This window comes from Pseudomonas sp. NPDC087614 (assembly GCF_044743485.1).
Lineage (GTDB): Bacteria > Pseudomonadota > Gammaproteobacteria > Pseudomonadales > Pseudomonadaceae > Aquipseudomonas > Aquipseudomonas baetica_A.
The window spans coordinates 1-4240 of sequence record NZ_JBIUWN010000150.1 but is presented as its reverse complement, the minus strand read 5'-3'; the positions used below and the strand labels follow the sequence as shown (position 1 = coordinate 4240).

Below are 4240 nucleotides of genomic sequence, written 5' to 3'. Positions count from 1 at the left end.
GCACTGTGATGTTGAACCCGGATCGGCAGCAGCAGACCGAGAAAAGAGCGGCATAGTTAGACGGCGACGCGACAACAACCTTGAAAAACGCCGGTATAGCCTGGAAGTTTTGCCATACCCACTTACCTTTAATCTTAATATTTGTAGATGAAATTATCTTCATAAAACCCTACCTGGAAAAGCGAAATTTTTCGCTCAAATCGATCTAAAAAGTAGATTTCGATCCCGTGGGTCATGGGCTCAGGGACTGAGCCAGTCCGTGATTAACGGCAAGTGTCTGGCAGATACAGCTTGTCAGCAATGTGATGGCTGCCTGTCTCAGCTGTTGCCTAGCTGCATGGCATGGGTAGTGAACTGCTGATCCCATCAACTATCTAAAATACTGTACGCATTGGGCAGTAATTTGCGCTTTTTTCGATGCGTTGTTGAATGGATGATGTCTGTCAATTCCTACCTTAATTTGGAAAACAGACATGATTGAGCTGCGCCCATTTGAACAACTTGGTAGCGATCATCACGGTTGGCTGAACGCGAAACATCACTTTTCGTTCGCGAACTACTACGATCCGGATCGTATGAACTGGGGGCGCCTGCTTGTCTGGAACGACAACATAATTGCTCCCAACTCAGGGTTTCCTTCTCATCCCCACAAAGACATGGAAATCATCACCTACGTTAGCCAAGGGGCGATCACTCATCAGGACAACCTGGGTAACAAGGGGAGAACGGTTGCTGGTGACGTCCAGGTCATGAGCGCCGGCACTGGTATCGCCCATAGCGAATACAACCTCGAGGCGGGTATCACCAAGACTTTCCAGATCTGGATCCAGCCAGACCAAACCGGTATGCCGCCATCCTGGGGTACCCGTCCGTTTCCCAGCGGTGCCTCCGCAGGGCGTTTTGTCACCTTGGCCAGCGGAATGGAAGGGGATGAGGATGCGTTGCCTATCCGCTGTAATGCACGTCTTGTGGCGGCGACACTGCAAGAAGGCCAGAGCACCCATTACGCAATCGAACACCATCGCAAAGCGTATCTGGTCGTGGCCCAAGGCAGCATCAAGTTGAATGGTAAAACCTTGAAGGTGGGTGATGGCGCGGCCGTAAGAGATGAAAATTTGCTGGAGTTCAACGCTCTTGAACTCAGTGAAATCGTGATGGTGGACGTCGCATAAGACGGGCCACCGTCGAAATCAGGTCATACACGATCAGATCTATGACAGAGGTTCCAGCATGGGTTGGCTCAGCAATTTATTCGCCAAGACTGTTGGCGGTAATTCCCCCGTTCCAAACCAAGAGGAAGTAAAGATGGCAAAGGTACTGGTACTATATCACTCCATGTACGGTCATATTGAGACCATGGCCCAACAAGTCGCCGAAGGAGCGCGAGGAGTGTCCGGCGTTGAGGTCACTATCAAGCGTGTGCCGGAAACCATGGATCCGGAAGCGTTCAAAGCTGCTTACGGGAAAGTCGATCAGCAAGCTCAGGTGGCTAGTCCATCCGAGTTGAGCGACTATGATGCGATCATCTTCGGCACCCCGACCCGTTTCGGCAACATGTCCGGACAGATGCGCACTTTCCTGGATCAGACAGGCGGTCTGTGGGCCAAAGGTGCTCTGGTTGGCAAAATTGCCAGCGTCTTCACTTCCACCGGTACCGGTGGTGGCGAGGAAATGACTATCACGTCCACTTGGACGACTCTGGCTCACCACGGCATGATCATCGTTCCCTTGGGCTACAGCACGCCTGCGCTGTTCGATGTGTCGCAAGTTGGCGGTGGCACTCCTTACGGTGCTTCTACCATTGCCGGCGGCGACGGCTCGCGCCAGCCTGATACACGCGAGCTGGAAATCGCTCGTCATCAAGGCGAATACGTCGCCAAGCTTGCTTCGAAACTTGTTAAAGCTTAAGGATTCAATCGGAGTCTAGTCGTGCTGAATCAGCATGCGCCTTAAGCTCAAGCGTGTTCGTAGGCGCAGGTTGCTAGCTTCAGTCAACTGCAGGCTTTACAAGAGCCATCAGAAGCATCCCGGCAACATATCACAATGCTACGACATACTTTGGTTTCAGAAGAACCGGAGTACTGGGGTTGTATGTTCGCTGAGAATGTCTGGCTGGATGCCTAATGTTCGCATGAGTTTTTTAATAAGCTGCGTAGTCGAGCTGCTTAGGCTCATGGAGTTGAAGGAGCTCCTGATAGCAGGGGCACCTTCGAGCTTTTTTCTACTGTTAAATACCGTATTACCTGCTTCTCGGGGCAACAGCGCAATGGCTGCTCGTGGGGCTGTGATTGTTCTGTGCCGCGTGGGCTATTGCGTCGCGGCGATATACGCAAGCGTAAGCTCAGCAGCTTATGGCTCAGTTGCAGGAGCGCGCTTGGCCACGGTCTTTTATACCTAGCGGCCGTGAACGTACGGCTGATTGAGCTTGGTCGTTTTGCTGCGAAAATCGCAGGAAATGAGGGGTACAGATTTAATGTCGATCGGCTTCTCCGAGGGTAACCAACGGTGGAGGCTCGGTAGGGCAATGTAATCTGCCCTTTAAGGCTTGACGTTGCGCGATCAAAATAGAGGTGGATGCCTTCGCCCTAATGGCTTGGATCAGATAGCTGAGGAGGACGGCCGCAAATTTTTCTTAATGGCGTGCTTGCATGCTAGCATATCAGTGGTGCATCATCATGGCGTATAAAAATAATAGATCGTATGAGAGATGTGCCGTTTCTGATCCTCTTTAGCTAAAGATTGTCTCACTTTCGAGACAACGGACTCGGTTCAGCACTCCACACAACTCCTGTGAGTGGATCGTCTTTTCATGCGTTTCAGAGAGAACCTAGAGCGCTCCAACTGCGCCGTACAAGGTGTCTACAGATGACGTCTCACACCGCTCGCTGCTTACTCACGACATTAGTAAAGTCCTCCACTGTGTATTGTGCTTTATGGAACGCTGAGCCAGCGTTGCATTACCTCAGCATTTCGCACGAAAGCTCGATCGAGCTGCCCCCGCAAGCCCTCGAAAATATTTGCCTAGCCAGGCCTCTGCCCCCTCTCTAGTCCCGTTCACCTAAACCAGAAGATATCTACGCGGTGGCTGTTCATCCAGTCGCATGGTGCGTTCTTTATCTTGGTATGGAGATATACGTGAAAATCGGTATTCCTCTCGAAAGTCTGACGGGTGAAACGCGGGTGGCTGCCACCCCGGAAACCATCAAGAAGCTGATCGGCCAGGGCCATAAGGTCACTGTACAAAGCGGAGCAGGCATTAACGCCAGCGTCCCCGACAGTGCCTATGAAACGGCAGGCGCAACCATTGGCAGTGCCAGCGATGCGTTTGGCGCGGAGCTTATTCTCAAGGTGGTTGCGCCCAGCGACAGCGAACTTGCGCTGATCAAAAGCGGCACCGTGTTGGTGGGCATGCTCAATCCGTTCAGCAACGAAACTATCGCCAAGCTTGCCGAGCGCGGCATCACCGCCTTCGCACTCGAAGCCGCGCCGCGCACCTCGCGGGCCCAGAGCCTAGACGTGCTGTCTTCCCAGGCCAACATCGCCGGCTATAAAGCTGTGCTGCTCGCCGCTCATCACTATCCGCGCTTCATGCCGATGCTGATGACCGCCGCAGGCACCGTGAAGGCCGCACGCGTGCTGATCCTCGGCGCCGGCGTTGCAGGCCTGCAAGCCATCGCCACCGCGAAACGCCTCGGTGCAGTGATCGAAGCGTCTGACGTACGCCCGGCCGTTAAGGAGCAGATCGAATCCCTCGGCGCCAAGTTTGTCGACGTGCCTTACGAGACCGATGAAGAGCGCGAATGCGCCGTCGGTGTCGGCGGCTACGCCCGCCCAATGCCGACCAGTTGGATGCAACGCCAGGCCCTGGCCGTGCACGAACGCGCCAAGCAGGCCGACATTGTCATTACCACCGCCCTGATTCCCGGCCGCAAAGCGCCGACCTTGCTCAGCGCCGAAACCGTCGCACAGATGAAGCCCGGCTCCGTGGTGATCGACCTTGCCGCTGCCCAAGGTGGCAACTGCCCTCTGACGGCTGCCGACCAGATAGTCGTCGAGAACGGCGTGATCATCTGCGGCCCGACCAACCTGGCCGGCGCTGTCGCCGCCGATGCGTCAGCCTTGTACGCGCGCAACCTGCTGGACTTCCTGAAGCTGGTCTTCACCAAGGAAGGGGAGTTTGAAATCAACCTCGAAGACGACATCGTCGCCGCGTGCCTGGTGTGCCGCGACGGCCAAGTCA

The 4240-nt window shown here is 54.6% G+C and carries 3 protein-coding genes; all 3 read left to right on the top strand.

Annotated features, from left to right (window positions below; genetic code table 11):
* The first annotated feature begins 473 nt into the window (after positions 1–473).
* Entirely contained in the window at positions 474–1172 is a 699-nt protein-coding gene (locus ACIOWA_RS27490; RefSeq protein WP_401162882.1) for a pirin family protein, read from the top strand.
* A 133-nt stretch (positions 1173–1305) separates the two neighbouring features.
* Positions 1306–1908, top strand: a complete 603-nt coding sequence (wrbA, locus tag ACIOWA_RS27485; RefSeq protein ID WP_401162883.1) for an NAD(P)H:quinone oxidoreductase — start codon at positions 1306–1308, stop codon at positions 1906–1908.
* 1227 nt (positions 1909–3135) lie between these two features.
* On the top strand, positions 3136–4240 hold a 1105-nt coding region (locus tag ACIOWA_RS27480; protein WP_401162881.1), incomplete at its 3' end, for a Re/Si-specific NAD(P)(+) transhydrogenase subunit alpha.

Bases quoted from the DNA above. Each gene is read 5' to 3' on its own strand.
- ACIOWA_RS27490 (WP_401162882.1), top strand. From the start codon at position 474: ATGATTGAGCTGCGCCCATTTGAACAACTTGGTAGCGATCATCACGGT.
- wrbA (WP_401162883.1), top strand. From the start codon at position 1,306: ATGGCAAAGGTACTGGTACTATATCACTCCATGTACGGTCATATTGAG.